Here is a 14,766-nt window from a genome sequence, read left to right on the forward strand (position 1 = left end):
AAATGGGCTACAAAAATGTCTAAACATTTATTTTTTACTTTACTATTTCTCAGCATTTCTTCTTTCGCTGAAACAACGTCCTTAGCGCCGAATACTCCTTTAGTGAAAGACAGCGCTAAAAACTTAATATTAATTACGATAGACGGATTACGCTGGCAAGAACTCTTTGGCGGCGCTGATAAAAAATTACTCAACGATGAAAATTTTGTTCGAGAATCAAACCACATTACTGAAAAATTTTGGCATGAAAAAGAAGAAAAACGTCGTGAACTTCTTATGCCTTTTTTTTGGAATACCATTGTTAAAGAAGGTATTGTTATTGGTAATCGAAAGTTAGGCTCTACGATGTCTGTTGCTAATAACTGGCATTTTTCGTATCCGGGTTACAGTGAAATATTTACAGGTATTACCGATCCAAAGATAAATAGTAATAAAAAGGTGCCTAATCCGCATGTTTCATTTATTGAATGGCTAAATAATAAAGAGTCATATGTTAATAAACTTGCCGCTTTTGGCAGTTGGGATGTTTTTCCGGCAATCTTAAATGTTGAACGTAATAACATGCATATTAATGCTGGGTTTACGCCAGCACACGGGTATCCCTTGTCTGATGAGATGACGTTACTTAATGCAATGCAACAAGAAATCCCTAGCCCTTGGCATAACGTAAGGCTCGATAGTTTTACCTATCGCTTTGCTAAAGATTACTTATTAAGCCAGAAACCAAGAGTGATGACTATTTCGTTTGGCGAGACTGACGATTTTGCCCACGACGGTCAATACGATAGTTATTTGAGTTCTGCTCATCAAACCGATAAATTTATTGAAGACTTATGGCAGACTATTCAAACAACTCCTGAATATAAAAACAAGACGGTTTTATTAATTACTACCGACCATGGGCGTGGCAGTAACGCTGATGATTGGCAACATCATGCGTCTGAAAATGCGGTAAAAGAATACATGAAAAATTTAGAGGCTTTTCCTCAAGGCATTGTTGGCTCAGAAAATATTTGGTTTGCGGCAATAGGAACGGGCATCAAAGCAAAAGGACAAGTGATCACTCAAAATGAGGTTAAGCAAAGTCAAATTGCTGCAACGGCCTTAACGTTATTAGGTGAAAACCCACAAAAATTTAATGCTGATATAGCGTCAGCAATTAAGGAAGTATTTTAATGAAAAAAGTTAAGTTAATCGCGTTACTGTTCGTTAGCGCTTCGTGCATGGTGCTAACGGCACAAGCAAAAGTAGAAAAAATACTGTTTGGCTCTTGTAGCCACCAAGATAAAAGTATGCCGATTTTAGAGGCAATAAACAAAGAACAAGCCGATTTATTTATTTTCCTTGGTGACAATGTCTATGGCGACACTGAAAATATGCAAGCACTCGCCGATAAATACACACGTTTGGGGAATATACCTGGTATTAAAGCCTTGCGTGAAAGTACAGAAACAATCGCGATATGGGACGACCATGATTACGGTGAAAATGATGCTGGTGCTGAATACCCTGAAAAGGAAATCTCACGAAAGTTAATGCTAGATTTTTGGCAAGAGCCTAAAGACTCTGACCGTTATTCTCAAAAAAATGGTATTTATACTTCCTATATCTATGGCACAGGTCAAGAAAAAGTACATGTTATTTTACCGGATTTACGCTGGAACAGAGCAGCGCTAAACCCCGTATCACTCATTGACTACAAGCTTGAACGCAAACCTAACAATATGGGACCATATTCACCGAGTACAGTTGAAAATGCGTCAATGTTAGGGGAAGAACAATGGCAATGGTTGGAAAGCGAACTTAAAAAACCTGCTGCAATTAAAATTATTGGCTCAAGCTTACAGTTACTGTCTGAATTTACCGGCTGGGAATCATGGGCTAATTTTCCGAGTGACCGAAAGCGACTGTTCGCTTTGATCAAAAAGCATAAGGTTAATGGCGTACTGATTATTAGTGGGGATACACATTGGGGAGAAGTATCCAAAGTTTCTACCGATGTTGATTATCCGCTCTGGGAAGTAACAAGCTCTGGATTAACGCAAGAATGGAAAAACGTTAGCCCGAATAAACATCGCGTCGGTGATTTTACCAACAAAGTAAATTATGGTGAAGTACTTATAGACTGGGCACGTAAAGATCCAACCATTACGCTGCGATTAAAAAATGTAACAGGTGATGTTTTTACTCAGCACGTTATTAACTTGTCAGATATTAGTACTTATTAATGTATAGCTAAGGGTTGTCCTTGGTTTTATCTTTAGAGAGGGCGTTTTCAGCGACTTCTTTAAAGATAATATTATCAACAACAGATAAAATAAACCAAGATGACTATTGGTTTAATAGCGCTTCAGTTCATCAGTCAACCGTTAAGGGGTCTTGAAGCGGAGCTTGGTTTATCTGTATTATAACAATATATCATCTATTAACAGGTAAATAACCAGACCAGACGTTCAAATTGTTTGTGCGACTAATTATCGAAGCAGTAGACATCAATTAATGTATTGTACGTGCTTGTTTGTCCCAGAGACTTTCTCGCCAATTTGATATGGTTCCGGTAGCTTCGCAGGTGTCACAATGCCACTCAATATTATCAAGCTCAATAGACTTTGCCTTAATCTCACCCGCACAAATAAGTCCACTCGCTCGGGTGTCACATTTGACTTGAACATCAATGAGGGGCTGTTCAATATTTTCAGACACTGACGATACAATTTTTGTTAAAAATTTGAAAATCGTTTTAGCTTGTTCAGTCAATGCGAGTACATGACCTTGCTCGTCGAGAAATTGTCTTAAATCTACTTTTAATGTCATCAGGTTTTTAATCAAAGGGTGTTATTACGCCTAACATATAGTACTTGAAGCTACGGGTATATCATTTCTAATGTAAATCAGTTTGAAGTTTTGCAAATTATTCGTTCCATATAGCTTAATGGGCTTTAATAAAAGTATAAACGTAACAATAAGAACAAAAAATAGTTGGTTTTTGTCTCTTCATCGCTTATTTTAGTTAGCTATTATTTTTACGTTATCTGGCTTTAAAACCCCAGGAGCAGTTCCGGTATGGATGCCACTATAGATTATTCAACATATACGCTTGATGAACTTTTCGACGAGAATTCCTACCATATTTGTTTATACGCCAGAGATGGAATAATAAATACCAAAGATGACAAACTACCATCCCAATAAAAAGGTGGGATTAATCGCTGATCACTCGGTGGAAGGGCATTTACAACAATAGAATAAAACTCACTAAAAAGCGGTTGGCTCATGTCTTTTCTCCATATTAGCCAACTATTTACCGCGTTAAACCTACATTATTATATGATGTAAGTTTCAGATAGAAGTGTTCATAATGAAAAGTAGAAAAACACATAAAATTATAGGTTTGATCTTAGTATTGCCAATGCTAGGTTGGACATTAACTGGATTAATCTTTTTTATAAAACCAGGTTACAGTGAAGCCTACGAACAGCTAAGTTTAAAAACTTATCCGCTTGAGAATTCATTGCTCGTCTCTGCTCCTGATTGGCAGGAGGCAAAGTTGATTAATACCATTTTAGGGCATCATTTATTAGTAAAAACAAAAGGAAAAGTTGAACATTTAGACCCTGTTTCTCTTTTACCTAAAAAATTTCCCACTCAGTTGCAATACGAAGCGCTTTTAGAGGATGCTTTTTTAAACCATAAAGAACGGTACGGAAAAATAATTAAGATTAATGGTGATCATGCCCTTACAAGTACAGGTGTTGAAATTAAGCTTAATTGGGATCGCTTAACCCTTAATCAAAAAGGTAATGATACTAGGCTTATAAACTTGTTATATAAAATACATTATTTGCAATGGACACCCTTTAATGGTTTTAACCAGTTAGTAGGCATTTTAGGGTTATTTTTACTGTTCACCTTAACGCTCTTTGGTGTGAGAATATATATAACAAGTAGAAAGTAAGATATGTATAAAACCCATGAAGTCATGGTATTGGAGGACGCCCATTGAATTTGTTTAAATTTATCTTAATTTTGTTATCCATATGTTCATTAAATGTTTTTGCTTCAACCCAAGAAGATGAAATTAATCATCTGCTACGTTTTATAGCATCAACAGATTGCCAGTATGAACGAAATGGCAACCTGTATAATGGCAGAGAAGCCGTTGAACATATAAAAAAGAAATACCAATATTACTCAGATGATATTGAATCTAGTGAAGACTTCATTAAATATTCAGCGACCAAGAGTAAAATTTCAGGCAAATATTATAAAATTCATTGCACTGATAAAGCCGTTGTTAAAAGTAAAAATTGGCTTTTAACGGAGTTAACCGTTTACAGAGAAACACAAAAGTAGTGCTTAGTTTGGAGGGTTTTGTCAGCATCATTGATACCAAATGGCGAAATACAGCATCAGTGGTGATTAATACCGTATTGAACCCATAAATATCATCTCATTGATAAATGGGGTAAATTAGCCATGTTGAAAATATATGAGGATATTTAAAATGACGTTAGCGCAAAAGTTTTACTGGTTAGTTTTGACTGTTGGTAACATCAGTAGCTTTATACTGGTTTACCGTATAGGCGGATGGTTTCCCAATTTTGTTATGTGGCTTACGCTTGCCTATTCGGTAATTGGCGCTTATGACCTTACCCTTAGCAAGCATACCTTAAATAAATTATACCCCGTCATTGCCTATTTTCGTTATTTTTTTGAGTCGATACGCACTGAAATTCAACAGTATTTTATTGCTAATAACACAGAAGAAATGCCCTTTAATCGTGAGCAAAGAGATTTAGTTTATCGACGGGCCAAGTCTGTAACTGACACTATTCCCTTTGGTACCCAACGAGATTTAATGCAAACTAACTATCAAAGTATATGGCATTCGTTAGCACCCAAAACAATAAAAGAAGCATCTAAGCACGTTATTATTGGTGGAGATCAATGCGGGCAGCCCTATAAAGCTTCAAGACTCAATATATCTGCACTGAGTTATGGGGCATTAAGTGCAGAGGCCATTGAAGCCATGAATATAGGCGCTCAAGCAGGTGGGTTTTACCATAATACGGGAGAAGGTGGCGTCAGCCCTTATCATTTAAAACACGGTGGTGACTTAGTGTGGCAAATTGGTACTGGCCTTTTTGGCTGTAGAAATGAAGAGGGGAGATTTAATCCTGCTGCGTTTGCCAAAACAGCCCAATTAAAACAAATTAAGATGATTGAAATAAAGCTTTCGCAAGGCGCTAAGCCAGGCCATGGTGGTGTGCTTCCTAAAGCAAAGATAACGGATGAAATCGCACAGATAAGAGGAGTTAGTAAAGATAAAGACTGTGTTTCTCCTGCGATTAACCCTGAATGTAAAACCCCGTTTGAATTACTCTCATTTGTAAATCAACTTAGAGAGCTAAGTGACGGGAAACCTATTGGTATTAAACTCTGTGTAGGCAACCCCGCTGAGTTTTTATGTTTGGGGAAAGCGATGATTGAAAGCAACATATATGTTGATTTTATTACTGTTGATGGCGCTGAAGGTGGAACGGGCGCAGCTCCGGTAGAGTTTAGTAATAGACTGGGCATGACTTGTTTAGAAGGTACATACTTTGTCCATCAGGCACTGGTTGGTTTAGGTCTTAGAGAGAAAATAAGTATAATTTCAGCGGGTAAAACAGCATCGGGTTTTGACATACTGAACAAGGTAGCCTTTGGTGCAGATGCCGTTAACGCAGCCCGAACGTTTATGATGTCTTTAGGGTGTATTCAATCTAGGCAATGCGATACTAATATGTGTCCGACGGGTGTTGCCACTCAAAATAAAAATCGCTCTAAAGCGATAGATGTTGATGTCAAGGCCAAGCGAGTAACCTCATTTCATCATCACACTTTGAATAGTTTTTTTGAGTTACTGGGGAGCATGGGGTTAGATGATGTCAGCCAACTGACCTACAACATGATTAAACGTAGAACACCTAATGGCATGCTAGAATCAAGTACTCATACAGTACCTGAATTAACAGACCATCAATTGATGCAAGGAAACCTTGATGGAATGTGGTTAACTTGGTGGGATCAAGCATCGAGTGATTCTTTTTATGTCAACGATATTGCCCCTTTGGTACCACCCGAATTAGCGGTAAAACAGGTTTGTTAATATACAGTTTTTTTATAGGTTATATTAGGATGCGGTTAGCTTGGTTTTTTGTCTACGTTAAATCATGAAAACCCTCAGGATATGTTACGGTGCATAATGTTTGAGAACCTTTAAATTTTTTATGATCTATTAAGGGAATATAATGAATAATGATATGAAAGGGATGTGCCTTTTCTTAGGTTTAATAGGCGTAGGTTATGCAGTATTACTGATACTATTTACCTTATTCACAGGTGATAAAATTATAAAGAGTATTATGTTTATCTCTATATTTTCGACTGGCCTAGTAAGTTTGGGCTTACATTCCCAAGTAAAAAGTAGACTATTGAGTTTGGCTAAGACTAAAATATCAAAATAGTTAATGTAGGGTATTGCGAACAAGGCGCTCAAATGGCTAATAAATAATTAGCCGCTAGTAGAACGCTATAAAGCAAAGAGGGTGAGATGGAAAATTTGAACACAGATGCAGAAATAAGTTTTAGATTTAATCACTTAGATAAGATGCAAGCTTTTACACTAGAGCGTGAGATATTAGGGGCTTTTCGTAATAATCATGTTGAAAATAATCGTTATGTTGTTTGTGTGCCATTAACAGATAAAAATTTTGATGATATAAATGACTATTACGTACGTCAAAGAGTTGAGATAGATGATTGTGATATATTCATTTCAGTAAGCGCTGATTCAGGGACTAATAGCATTGATATACCCACAATAGTTAATCGCATGCTTAAGTATATTGATTGTAAATTAACCTTTTCATTTACGGTAGTATAAATACTTTATAACAGGACACTCATTACGAGTACCTTAAATTATTATGTTCTTATCTCGTGGATTATAGTTAACTTTTTTTTGACAGTGAATCAGACGTTAGATAGACAAAAGGGTTGGGATAGATAAATGAAAAACGGATTTACCGGAGTGTTTGCTATTGCATCAGTATTAAAGATATTAGTGCTTTGTGTGTTAACACTTGGCTCATATTTGATGTATAAGCTGTATCAATTCTCAGGTCAAATAAACCAACATACCGAATTAAAAATATCTAAAACCTTTATTTTTATAACCCTTTTTTTATATATGCTTTCATTGGGTAGCTTACTTCATGCGCTAGCCAATTGGCAGGAGCCTGATATTTTAAATGTTATGATTGGTTTTCATGTAATATCCTCTATTTTCGATGTAACATGGATAATTATGGTGCGTAAACGTATTAATTTAATTGCTGGTGCCAATAAAGGTGACAAACTTTGGTTAAACCCATTTATTACCTCAATATTCCATGTTATTTATATGCAACATAAAATCAACCAAGGTTTGGCTAAAAGTGCCATATAACAAATAACTCAAATACCCGCTAATCAGCTGACTAGTTTATACTTCGCAGCGTTAGTTTATTAGTTATTGTTGTTTAATTACGCTTTATATAAAGGAATCTATGCAAAATTTTTCATGGGTCTATGAACAATCTGCCATTGATTGGGAACAGTTATCCGCATTATATCGTATTGCGCCATTAGGTCATAAACCAGCAGACGATCTCAAAATTGTATTTTCGAATAGTAAATTTAAGTGTTTTATTTTTGAAAACCAAGAACTTATTGGGGCCGGCCGAGCGTTAGCTGATGGACTTGATTGCTCATATATATGTGATGTTGCAATTCATCCTAAATACCAAGGTATTGGGTTGGGGCGTGATATTATTAAACAATTAATTAAATTATCTTTTGGTCACAAAAAAATAATTTTGTATGCGAGTCCCGGCAAAGAAGGCTTCTATAGTAAACTTGGCTTTAAAAAAATGAACACGGCTATGGCTATTTTTAGTAATGAACCGCAGGCAATCGCGGTTGGATTGGTAAGCTCAATATAAGCAGGCGTTCAAACGAACAATAACAGCTGGCTTTTATTAGCTCATACGCACTTCAGCATTTTTGAGTATCTAAATGATTTCACGTAAACATCACAAAATAGTATTCTCTTTTTTTATGGCGTTACTTATGTCATGCATTATGTCTTTTTTTATAAGTATTTTTAACGTGGGTATGGTGTCAAATATTGTTGATATTTGGTTAAAGGCTTGGAGCTTTGCTTTTATCATTGCCTTTCCAGTCATCATTATCATCTCTCCAATTGTTCATAAATTGGTTAGTTTTGTCTTGCATGAAGAAGAAAATATCACCTAACAAGTAAAACAGATATAAAATTGGATGGCACTTATTTTAATCAGTTTCAACTAGCCATTATCATTTACTTAACTAGGCTTGAGTCTATTAATGAACCAACCTATTGTGGGTTATCATAAAGATGAAGAAGAGGATTGGGTCGCCCAATTACAATGTGGTCACTTTCAGCACGTTAGGGATAATCCCCCTTTTATATGTCGTCCTTGGGTAACGACAGAAAAGGGTCGAAGTGCGATGTTAGGCCATCAATTAAACTGTATGAAGTGTGACTCAAAAGAGCCACAGGATATCCAATAAACCACTGTAGGTTAGGTGATAGTTTTCCTTGAAAATTTAATGCTAAACTCAGTAATACCCGTTTACCCGATGCAATTCCGATAAAACGGACACCAAAATCTAACTAAAGATAAGGTGTCTATGTTCGTGTTGGAATTTAGTTGGGCTTACTACAAGGTAGTCCGGCAGCCTGCAAATCGTTAAAGCCTGCTTCTGATGCAAGAACTGCAATGTAGCCCATTTTTCGTAACGTTGCTGCGGCTAGCGCGGCACGACCACCGCTGGCACAATAGGTGACTATAGTCCGTTGGTGATCGCTTTCTTCGTCGGAAATTTTCATTTCCAATACACCACGTGGTATAGCGATGGCACCTTCCAGATGGCCTTCCTGCGACTCATTGGGTTCACGAACATCGAGCACTAGCGCGCCGCTGCCACGTAGGTCCTTTACCTTTTCAATATCGACAGTGTCAGCCACTTTTTTGGCTTCATCGATCATCTGTTGTGCAGTTAAAAACGTAAGCATAAAAATTTCTCCTGATTGTAGTGTGAATGAATGGTTAAACTGTCATTTTGCTATGCATCTGCAGCTAAACCGCAGTCAAGATTCGCCGGAACGGCAACATCCATCATCTTCGGATCAGGCAGATCTAGGTTGTTCATAATGTCGATATATTCCGCACGGCTCTTGCCGGCCAACCGCGGGTTATGAGCCTTTTCCTCACCAACGCTGCTGCGGGTCCAGCCCTTATAATCGTGCGCTGGGTATACCAGCGTTGAATCCGGTAGCGTAAATATCTTTTTAGTAATAGAATCATAGCTTTGACCAGCGTCACCACCTTGAAAGTCGGTTCGGCCACTGCCACGAATCAGCAACACGTCGCCGGTGAATACTGCTGGCCGTTCGCTATGAAGCAAAAAGCTATAAGACTCATTGGTATGGCCAGGCGTGTACAACGCTTCCAGATCAATACCATCCAACCGGATGTGCTCGCCCTCCCTAATTTTTTCAGACACACAGTCGGCTTCTGTCTGTTCGCCCATTACCGTGATGCAACCTGTCTTTTCCCGCAATTTTCCAAGACCGGTGATATGATCGGCATGGGTATGAGTATCGATAGCTCGTACTAGTCGAACATCGAGTTGTTCGACTAGTTTCAGGTACATATCCACCTTGTCTATTACTGGGTCAATTAGTAACGCTTCGTGGCCACTATCGCTAGCCAACAGATAGCTATAAGTGCTGGATTCAGAATCAAAAAATTGGCGAAATAACATGTTTATCTCCCATTCGTATTTAGTGTATATATAACAGTACCAAGCGCGATACCCAAAGGTATTTGTAATTGCACACTGGATCCATATCGATAATAAAAAGTAGCCTTATTGGTAAAGGCAAAGTAGCGGTTATTTTATCGTTGTACTTATAATTACTCTGTACGTTAACGTACTTAATAAAAGGATATTTTGTTGGCGAGTGATAGTTCGTTTATCTCCATTCATCGTTGGATATGATCTTTTTTATTTGAAATATATATCAAGCGCTAGAAACTTAGTTTTGGAAGTTCGATTCAATAATTTCAGTTTTATGTAAAGTCACTATCTTCAGAGAATTATCCTTTACCTTCTTACAAAAATAGCACAAAATAGTTTTATAAACTCCCTAAAAAAAACATAAGTCATTGATTTTATTAGTATGAAAAATGCTAAAAGTCATATGTCAAACACATGGAAATTGGTAGCTAAGCTTATGAATTATAAAGAAATAAATAGCATTTTATTTGTCTGTATGGGCAATATCTGTCGTTCGCCAAGTGCTGAGGCGGTCTTTCGTCATAAAGTTAAAGAAAAGGGTATTTCTTTAACTATAGATTCTGCGGGTACAACGGGTTCTCATGCGCGTGAAAAACCCGATCATCGTGCACAAAAGATAGGCATTGAACGTGGCTACTCATTTGACAAAATTAAAGCACGTAAAGTCATTATTGAAGATTTCACCAAATTTGATTTGGTCTTAGCAATGGATGAGCATAATGTTAAAGAGCTAAAAAAGTTAGCACCAGAGCATTTACATGAAAAAATTCAATTGTTTCTAGAGTATGCAGATAATTTTGAAGAGTTAGAAGTACCTGATCCTTATTACGGAGGGGCGAGGGGATTTAAGTTTGTATTAGATTTAGTTGAAGATGCTAGCAACGGCTTATTAAAAAAGCTGGTTTAATCGCCAATGATTGAACTCTAGATTTATCGATACATATTTAAAGTCATAAAAAAGCCCTGTGAATATTATTCACAGGGCTTTTAGCTTTATAGGGTCTTAATTATCTAGCACGGAAAATAATACGGCCTTTAGATAAATCATACGGTGTCAATTCAACCGTTACTTTATCACCCGTTAATATGCGAATGTAGTTCTTACGCATTTTTCCTGAAATATGTGCCGTTACAACATGACCATTTTCTAGTTCAACGCGGAACATAGTATTTGGTAAGGTATCAAGAACCGTACCTTGCATTTCAATATTTTCTTCTTTCGCCATTGGGCGCTAAACCTCTAAAGTTGTGCATAAACAAAAATCTGGGCAGATAATGCCGAAAACAGGCTGGAATGTAAAGCTATAGTGTTATTTATTTACCGTTTGCCAGCTGTTTTCTATTAAGACTTGGTGTGGGTAATAACGATTCTTGTAATTCATCTTTTTACATTCGTTAATTTGGTAACCAAGATAAAGAAAATTCTTCAGCATATCTTTTGCTAACGCAATTTGCTGCAAAATTGAAAATACACCTAAACCGTGCTTATTATAACCTGGATGGTAAAAGGTATATACGGCAGATAGAGCGTCTTTTAGGATATCTGTTACCGCAACACTGATAAGTTCACTTTTATGCCAAATTTCAAGGTATAGCTGCTCTGTAACATTACAATTGATAAAGCTGTTATATTGATCAGCCGTGGCTGGGAACATTGAGCCATCTGTATGTAAAGTATTGATATAATTTTCGTACAATGGGTAATAAATGGCTTTTTTTTCAGTTGAAACGTTAATGGTGAACACGTTGTTTTTTTTAATATTGCGCTTTTGACTTTTAGATAAACAAAATTCTTTCACTAAGACCCGCAAAGACTTACATGCAGAGCAGAGTTCGCAATGAGGCCGATATATTTGATCGCCACTGCGCCTAAAACCTTGTGACATTAACCAACCATAATGTTCACTGTTGTGTAAACGTTCGTCGGTTGCAATCAATAAACGTTCTTGTTGGTTAGGCAAGTAATTACATGGAAAGGATTGGGTAATACCTAGCTGAAAATTTGTGCTCATATCAAGTTTCTAATGGTAGTTATCGAATTAAGGCGCTAATGTCAGTTGGCGAGGTAGCCAAAAATCAGAAGGTAGTGAAACAGACAATGCTGTTGCTTGTAATGCCATGTATTGTGAACGTGGAATTTCTATGCAGCCCATATCTTCTAAAAATGGGTTAAGCATTTGGCAATCAATTAATGGAATGTTTTGGTGTTTTAATAAGTTGTTTAAATAAACCAGTGCTATTTTAGAACCATTACTTTTTCGATAAAACATCGATTCACCAGAAAAGCAGCCATTAATTGCTACACCATATAAACCGCCGGCTAATTCATCGTCCATCCAAACTTCAATAGAGTGTGCAATACCATGGTCATGCAACTGTTGATAGGCATCAAGCATATCGTCAACTATCCATGTTTCTTCTTTTCGAAAGGGAGCATCGGCGCAATAATTGATAACACGATTGAAGGCTTGATTTAATGTTACCGTAAAGTTTTGCTGTTTTAATACTTTTCTCAAGGTGCGATTAATGCGTAATTGGTCGGTTAAAATAATACCGCGCGGATCAGGGCTCCACCACATAATAGGCTCGCCGTCACTATACCAGGGGAATATGCCTGAACGATAAGCTGACTGTAATCGGGCTACAGATAAATCACCACCAAAAGCGAGGAGGCCATTTGGTTCATCAAGTGCATTTTCCAGAGGAGGGAAAACCAGATTATCGATACTCAGTAGTTTGATAATCTGGTTGTTCAATGACTAAGTGCCTTTAGCGTCTAAGTAACGTTCTGCATCTAGCGCGGCCATACAACCGGCACCAGCAGACGTTATTGCTTGACGATAAATATGGTCAGCAACATCACCGGCAGCAAAAACACCTTCAACGCTGGTTTGAGTCGCATTACCTTGAGTACCACTTTGTATCGTTAAGTAACCGTCTTTCATGTCTAATTGGTCTTTAAAAATATCAGTATTTGGTTTGTGACCAATAGCAATAAAACAACCCATTACCTCGAGATCTTTAGTCGTGTCAGACTGAGTCTCTTTCAAACGAACACCGGTAACACCCATGTTGTCACCTAAAACCTCATCCAACGTTTGATTTAAGTGAAGGGTAATATTACCGTTTTTAACTTTCTCGTATAAACGGTCGGTTAAAATCTTTTCAGAGCGAAAAGTTTCACGGCGATGAACTAAATGCACTTCAGAAGCAATGTTTGATAAATATAAGGCTTCTTCAACAGCGGTATTACCACCGCCAACAACCGCAACTTTTTGGTTACGATAGAAAAAACCGTCACAGGTAGCACAAGCCGAGACGCCTTTACCCATAAATGCTTCTTCTGAAGGTAGACCTAAGTATTGAGCTGAAGCACCAGTACAAATGATTAATGCGTCACAGGTATAACTTCCGCTATCGCCTTTTAAAGTAAAAGGGCGGCTCGAAAAGTCAACGTCGTTGATATGGTCAAAAATAATTTCAGTATCAAACTTTTCAGCATGTTTTTGCATACGATCCATTAATGCAGGACCGGTAAGGTCATCGGCATCACCAGGCCAGTTTTCAACTTCAGTCGTCGTTGTTAATTGACCACCTTGTTGCATACCAGTAATCATCACTGGTTTTAAATTTGCGCGTGCGGCATAAACAGCTGCAGTGTAACCAGCTGGACCTGATCCTAAAATGAGTAACGGGCAATGTCTTGCTTCGCTCATGTATGACTCCAAAAATTGATAAATGTAATTATAGGTTATAAGTTGGGAGTTTAAGCAAAGATCACAAGAGGGTAAATTACTTTTTTGATAAATAAATTTTATAAGTGCAATGTTAAATGTACAGTGATGGCATATAAACCCTTATATGCCATCACTCATCACTATTTTACGCCAAGTTCTTTTAATCTTTCTAAAAGATAACTTTTTTGAGTGTGTCGGTCAGATAGAACAACTTCATCTCGCGGATGAAGAAATAATGGTAGTGATATTCTAGACTTCTCACTGGCCTTTCCTGATGGATTTATTACGCGATGGCTAGTGGATGGAAAATAACCCCCTGAAGCTTCTTGTAACATATCACCAATATTAATAATTAAACTGCCAAAATCGCTCGGCACATCAATCCAAGAACCATCTTGTTGTTGTACTTGCAAGCCAGGTTCATTAGCCGCAGGTAATATTGTTAACAAATTGATGTCTTCATGTGCTGCGGCTCTAACTGCACCTGGCTCTTCATCACCTTTAAGAGGAGGGTAATGTAAAATACGGAGTAAGGTATTTGGCGTATCTTTAATCATATTAGAAAGTTGTTCTGAATATTTAGATGAAACTTCGACGGGGCTATATTTTTCAACCCAATCAAGTAACTCTGCAGCAAGCTCAGATGCATTATTATAATAGTTGAGTATTTCTGCTTTGAGTTGCTCTGGGATCCTGCCCCAAGGATAGACATGAAAATACTCTTTTATGTCTTTATTGGCGTGGCCTTTTGCTGTTTCAGAAATTTCTGTTGAAAAATAGCCGTCTTGTTTTTGAGGATCAAAATTTAGGGTATACTTTTCTTCGCTACAAAAAAACTCATACCAATTTTTATAAATAGACTCAACAAGCTGCTGTTGAATAGGGTGGTTAATTAACACACCAAACCCTGTTTCTCTCAAGCTTTGAACAAATAATTTTGGGGCATTTTTATCTTGGTAATCGACAACCTGAATTTGCATGATTGATTTCCTGTAGCTTATTTTAGTTTTATTAATCGAAAGATAGCATAACTTAACCATATGGTCAGTTTTATAGTATATGACAAAAAAAACCTCTGTTAAAAATATAACAGAGGTTT

Annotated in this window: 20 protein-coding genes; 11 read left to right on the plus strand and 9 right to left on the minus strand. The window is 37.2% G+C overall.

Annotated elements, in window-relative coordinates:
* The first annotated feature begins 15 nt into the window (after positions 1–15).
* Positions 16–1,176, plus strand: coding sequence for an alkaline phosphatase family protein (locus tag H4J39_RS03150; RefSeq protein WP_182225959.1), 1,161 nt, complete (start codon positions 16–18; stop codon positions 1,174–1,176).
* Complete coding sequence (locus tag H4J39_RS03155; protein ID WP_182225960.1) at positions 1,176–2,228, plus strand: alkaline phosphatase D family protein; 1,053 nt, start codon at positions 1,176–1,178, stop codon at positions 2,226–2,228. Before H4J39_RS03150 ends, H4J39_RS03155 begins: the two co-directional genes overlap by 1 nt.
* Before the next feature lie 268 nt (positions 2,229–2,496).
* Here H4J39_RS03155 and H4J39_RS03160 read toward each other — a convergent pair whose 3' ends face one another.
* Positions 2,497–2,814 (minus strand): hypothetical protein, encoded by a 318-nt coding sequence (locus H4J39_RS03160; RefSeq protein WP_182225961.1) that lies wholly within the window; start codon positions 2,812–2,814, stop codon positions 2,497–2,499.
* Positions 2,815–3,122: 308 nt separating this feature from the next.
* Positions 3,123–3,275 carry a hypothetical protein gene (locus H4J39_RS03165; protein WP_182225962.1) on the minus strand — a complete coding sequence of 51 codons (153 nt, stop codon included), beginning with the start codon at positions 3,273–3,275 and terminating at the stop codon, positions 3,123–3,125.
* An 83-nt stretch (positions 3,276–3,358) separates the two neighbouring features.
* Here H4J39_RS03165 and H4J39_RS03170 point away from each other — a divergent pair, with 83 nt between their 5' ends.
* From H4J39_RS03170 to H4J39_RS03205, 8 genes are all read left to right on the plus strand, one after another.
* Complete coding sequence (locus tag H4J39_RS03170; protein WP_182225963.1) at positions 3,359–3,955, plus strand: hypothetical protein; 597 nt, start codon at positions 3,359–3,361, stop codon at positions 3,953–3,955.
* Positions 3,956–3,999: 44 nt separating this feature from the next.
* The gene (locus tag H4J39_RS03175; protein WP_259368742.1) at positions 4,000–4,353 is read left to right on the plus strand and encodes a DUF5329 domain-containing protein; all 354 of its coding nucleotides are present in this window, start codon (positions 4,000–4,002) and stop codon (positions 4,351–4,353) included.
* A gap of 151 nt (positions 4,354–4,504) precedes the next feature.
* Positions 4,505–6,151 (plus strand): FMN-binding glutamate synthase family protein, encoded by a 1,647-nt coding sequence (locus H4J39_RS03180; protein ID WP_182225964.1) that lies wholly within the window; start codon positions 4,505–4,507, stop codon positions 6,149–6,151.
* A gap of 444 nt (positions 6,152–6,595) precedes the next feature.
* Positions 6,596–6,928, plus strand: coding sequence for a hypothetical protein (locus tag H4J39_RS03185; protein ID WP_182225965.1), 333 nt, complete (start codon positions 6,596–6,598; stop codon positions 6,926–6,928).
* A gap of 126 nt (positions 6,929–7,054) precedes the next feature.
* On the plus strand, positions 7,055–7,492 hold the full coding sequence (locus H4J39_RS03190) for a hypothetical protein (protein WP_182225966.1): 438 nt from the start codon (positions 7,055–7,057) through the stop codon (positions 7,490–7,492).
* 100 nt (positions 7,493–7,592) lie between these two features.
* Positions 7,593–8,027 carry a GNAT family N-acetyltransferase gene (locus tag H4J39_RS03195; protein ID WP_182225967.1) on the plus strand — a complete coding sequence of 145 codons (435 nt, stop codon included), beginning with the start codon at positions 7,593–7,595 and terminating at the stop codon, positions 8,025–8,027.
* 115 nt (positions 8,028–8,142) lie between these two features.
* Positions 8,143–8,340, plus strand: coding sequence for a DUF2798 domain-containing protein (locus tag H4J39_RS03200; RefSeq protein WP_259368747.1), 198 nt, complete (start codon positions 8,143–8,145; stop codon positions 8,338–8,340).
* A 90-nt stretch (positions 8,341–8,430) separates the two neighbouring features.
* On the plus strand, positions 8,431–8,637 hold the full coding sequence (locus tag H4J39_RS03205) for a DUF3565 domain-containing protein (RefSeq protein WP_182225969.1): 207 nt from the start codon (positions 8,431–8,433) through the stop codon (positions 8,635–8,637).
* Positions 8,638–8,773: 136 nt separating this feature from the next.
* Here H4J39_RS03205 and H4J39_RS03210 read toward each other — a convergent pair whose 3' ends face one another.
* Entirely contained in the window at positions 8,774–9,142 is a 369-nt protein-coding gene (locus H4J39_RS03210) for a rhodanese-like domain-containing protein (protein ID WP_259368743.1), read from the minus strand.
* A gap of 50 nt (positions 9,143–9,192) precedes the next feature.
* Positions 9,193–9,894 (minus strand): MBL fold metallo-hydrolase, encoded by a 702-nt coding sequence (locus tag H4J39_RS03215; protein ID WP_182225970.1) that lies wholly within the window; start codon positions 9,892–9,894, stop codon positions 9,193–9,195.
* A 472-nt stretch (positions 9,895–10,366) separates the two neighbouring features.
* Between H4J39_RS03215 and H4J39_RS03220 the strand changes: the two genes are divergently transcribed.
* Positions 10,367–10,837 carry a low molecular weight protein-tyrosine-phosphatase gene (locus H4J39_RS03220; RefSeq protein ID WP_182225971.1) on the plus strand — a complete coding sequence of 157 codons (471 nt, stop codon included), beginning with the start codon at positions 10,367–10,369 and terminating at the stop codon, positions 10,835–10,837.
* Between the two features lie 100 nt (positions 10,838–10,937).
* On the opposite strand, the gene infA is transcribed toward H4J39_RS03220, so the two are convergent.
* The 5 genes from infA to H4J39_RS03245 all read right to left on the minus strand — a co-directional run bounded on the left by infA (position 10,938) and on the right by H4J39_RS03245 (position 14,647).
* Positions 10,938–11,156, minus strand: coding sequence for a translation initiation factor IF-1 (infA, locus tag H4J39_RS03225; RefSeq protein WP_011043571.1), 219 nt, complete (start codon positions 11,154–11,156; stop codon positions 10,938–10,940).
* An 84-nt stretch (positions 11,157–11,240) separates the two neighbouring features.
* Positions 11,241–11,942: an arginyltransferase gene (locus tag H4J39_RS03230; RefSeq protein WP_182225972.1), complete on the minus strand. Its 702-nt coding sequence runs from the start codon at positions 11,940–11,942 to the stop codon at positions 11,241–11,243.
* Positions 11,943–11,969: 27 nt separating this feature from the next.
* A complete protein-coding gene (aat, locus tag H4J39_RS03235; RefSeq protein ID WP_182225973.1) occupies positions 11,970–12,686 on the minus strand; it encodes a leucyl/phenylalanyl-tRNA--protein transferase in 717 nt (238 codons plus the stop codon).
* A 3-nt stretch (positions 12,687–12,689) separates the two neighbouring features.
* On the minus strand, positions 12,690–13,646 hold the full coding sequence (trxB, locus tag H4J39_RS03240) for a thioredoxin-disulfide reductase (protein ID WP_182225974.1): 957 nt from the start codon (positions 13,644–13,646) through the stop codon (positions 12,690–12,692).
* 161 nt (positions 13,647–13,807) lie between these two features.
* The gene (locus tag H4J39_RS03245) at positions 13,808–14,647 is read right to left on the minus strand and encodes an isopenicillin N synthase family oxygenase (RefSeq protein WP_182225975.1); all 840 of its coding nucleotides are present in this window, start codon (positions 14,645–14,647) and stop codon (positions 13,808–13,810) included.
* Positions 14,648–14,766: the final 119 nt, after the last annotated feature.

Source organism: Colwellia sp. Bg11-12 (assembly GCF_014076955.1).
Classification (GTDB): domain Bacteria; phylum Pseudomonadota; class Gammaproteobacteria; order Enterobacterales; family Alteromonadaceae; genus Colwellia_A.

Coding starts and splice junctions, on each gene's coding strand:
- H4J39_RS03220 (WP_182225971.1), top strand. CDS start 10,367: ATGAATTATAAAGAAATAAATAGCATTTTATTTGTCTGTATGGGCAAT.
- H4J39_RS03200 (WP_259368747.1), top strand. CDS start 8,143: ATGGCGTTACTTATGTCATGCATTATGTCTTTTTTTATAAGTATTTTT.
- H4J39_RS03210 (WP_259368743.1), bottom strand. CDS start 9,142: ATGCTTACGTTTTTAACTGCACAACAGATGATCGATGAAGCCAAAAAA.
- H4J39_RS03185 (WP_182225965.1), top strand. CDS start 6,596: ATGGAAAATTTGAACACAGATGCAGAAATAAGTTTTAGATTTAATCAC.
- H4J39_RS03155 (WP_182225960.1), top strand. CDS start 1,176: ATGAAAAAAGTTAAGTTAATCGCGTTACTGTTCGTTAGCGCTTCGTGC.
- H4J39_RS03215 (WP_182225970.1), bottom strand. CDS start 9,894: ATGTTATTTCGCCAATTTTTTGATTCTGAATCCAGCACTTATAGCTAT.
- trxB (WP_182225974.1), bottom strand. CDS start 13,646: ATGAGCGAAGCAAGACATTGCCCGTTACTCATTTTAGGATCAGGTCCA.
- H4J39_RS03165 (WP_182225962.1), bottom strand. CDS start 3,275: ATGAGCCAACCGCTTTTTAGTGAGTTTTATTCTATTGTTGTAAATGCC.
- H4J39_RS03190 (WP_182225966.1), top strand. CDS start 7,055: ATGAAAAACGGATTTACCGGAGTGTTTGCTATTGCATCAGTATTAAAG.
- H4J39_RS03195 (WP_182225967.1), top strand. CDS start 7,593: ATGCAAAATTTTTCATGGGTCTATGAACAATCTGCCATTGATTGGGAA.
- H4J39_RS03150 (WP_182225959.1), top strand. CDS start 16: ATGTCTAAACATTTATTTTTTACTTTACTATTTCTCAGCATTTCTTCT.
- H4J39_RS03230 (WP_182225972.1), bottom strand. CDS start 11,942: ATGAGCACAAATTTTCAGCTAGGTATTACCCAATCCTTTCCATGTAAT.
- H4J39_RS03205 (WP_182225969.1), top strand. CDS start 8,431: ATGAACCAACCTATTGTGGGTTATCATAAAGATGAAGAAGAGGATTGG.
- H4J39_RS03245 (WP_182225975.1), bottom strand. CDS start 14,647: ATGCAAATTCAGGTTGTCGATTACCAAGATAAAAATGCCCCAAAATTA.
- H4J39_RS03180 (WP_182225964.1), top strand. CDS start 4,505: ATGACGTTAGCGCAAAAGTTTTACTGGTTAGTTTTGACTGTTGGTAAC.
- H4J39_RS03160 (WP_182225961.1), bottom strand. CDS start 2,814: ATGACATTAAAAGTAGATTTAAGACAATTTCTCGACGAGCAAGGTCAT.
- infA (WP_011043571.1), bottom strand. CDS start 11,156: ATGGCGAAAGAAGAAAATATTGAAATGCAAGGTACGGTTCTTGATACC.
- H4J39_RS03170 (WP_182225963.1), top strand. CDS start 3,359: ATGAAAAGTAGAAAAACACATAAAATTATAGGTTTGATCTTAGTATTG.